The sequence below is a fragment of the Veillonella sp. R32 genome (assembly GCF_010093125.1).
Taxonomy (GTDB): Bacteria; Bacillota; Negativicutes; order Veillonellales; family Veillonellaceae; genus Veillonella_A.
Genome location: NZ_NMZQ01000076.1, coordinates 1 through 1,557 on the forward strand (window position 1 = coordinate 1; position 1,557 = coordinate 1,557).

Below are 1,557 nucleotides of genomic sequence, written 5' to 3' on the forward strand. Positions count from 1 at the left end.
CTTCTACTTCTACTTCTACTCCTACTTTTACTAACAGTTCTTACTAAAATAATACATCGAATAAATATTTGAGTCAATAATATATTTGTTTGATGTTAAGGTGAAGTGATTTGCCATATATTCAAATAAATAGAGGTAGCCATTGTAAGTCACAGGCTTAGTTATAGGCTTAGTTTTATCCTTGTGTTATCTTTAGTTTTAGTTGTGAAATATCGCATATGATACAAATCATCTGTAATTTGCGACAATAGCGGAAGTGGCTTGTCATTTGAATTTGTCCGTTATAAAATGAAATAAATATGAATGAATGTTGCTAGGTAATCTAACAGTAATGGTTAGGGTGAGTAGGTAAGGAGGCGCACATATGACAAAGCGACAAAAACAGGGGATATTGATTGGGGCTGTAGTGTTCTTAATTATTGCTATTTTAGGTGGTTTTTGGTATTACAAACGAACACCTACGTATACGTTTTCACAAATTAAAACGGCTGTAGAAAAACACGATTGGGATACGTTTAGCAAACATGTGGATACGAAAAGCGTCATTGGTTCTTTGTATGATGGGGCTATTGATGCATCGGCAGCTAAAGATGAAAATATGGATAATGCGACTAAAGCGATGGTACAAGGCTTTGCTAAAATGCTAAAACCAGCTATTGTAGAAGCTTTGAATGGTGAAGTAGAAACGTGGATTAAGACGGGCAAATCGTCGTTTGATTCGAATAGCGATGAGACCAATGATAAGTCCATTCAAGGACTAACTCAAGGGGCTAGTTCTAATAAAGGGCGTTCGAATAAAGAAGAAAGTGCCAATGCGGCGGCCAATAATTTAAAAGATATGACGGACTTTGAAAACATAGAATTTAAAGGCGTTACGTCTACTCGTGATGAAGGTGGTTTCAAAGTTATTACACTAGGCCTTCATGACAATAAATTGGATGCTGATTATGAATTAGATTTAAATATGCGTCAATTGGATGATGGTACTTGGCAAGTCGTTTCAGTGGCTAACTTTAAAGATTACTTAGAAGCTGTTGAAAAAGCGGAAGCAGCAAAATTAGCAGAATTAAATAAACCAATTCAAGATGAAATTAATAAAGAGGTGCAAATAGGCGAGATTCAGCCTAATATTTACTCTGGCCGTGCTATGTCACAGTTAAAATTTGAGGTGCCTATTACGGTAGAGAGTGAAAAAATGATTCGTTATGCGGACGGAATGGTAGTCGTAACTGCACCGGATAATACCATTACGAAGATTCCTGTAACCTTGTCGCTAAATTTAGATACGGGGAATAAAACCTTAGTTGTGCAGAAGTGGTTAGATCATTCTGTTTCACGGGAACGAAATTTAGCCTTTGCGGACTCAAATAAACTGTTGGCTAAGATTGAACTTACTAAAATTACTTACACCGATGGAAAGACCTTGGAATTGTTGACAAAAGTTAAATAGACCGCATGTAGGCTAGTTTATAGGCTCTTTGTCAAATTTTGGGGCGCTAAAGAGATTATGCACTCTTAGGAAGGACATGCGACGTAATTGTTGCGTGTCCTTTTTTT

The 1,557-nt window shown here is 36.6% G+C and carries 1 protein-coding gene; it reads left to right on the plus strand.

Annotated features, from left to right (window positions below; all coding sequences use genetic code 11):
* Window positions 1-364: 364 nt before the first annotated feature.
* The gene (locus VER_RS10185; RefSeq protein ID WP_162100699.1) at window positions 365-1,450 is read left to right on the plus strand and encodes a DUF2939 domain-containing protein; all 1,086 of its coding nucleotides are present in this window, start codon (window positions 365-367) and stop codon (window positions 1,448-1,450) included.
* Window positions 1,451-1,557 lie beyond the last annotated feature (107 nt).

Excerpts from the sequence above, each read along its gene's own strand:
- VER_RS10185 (WP_162100699.1), top strand. The coding sequence starts at position 365 with ATGACAAAGCGACAAAAACAGGGGATATTGATTGGGGCTGTAGTGTTC.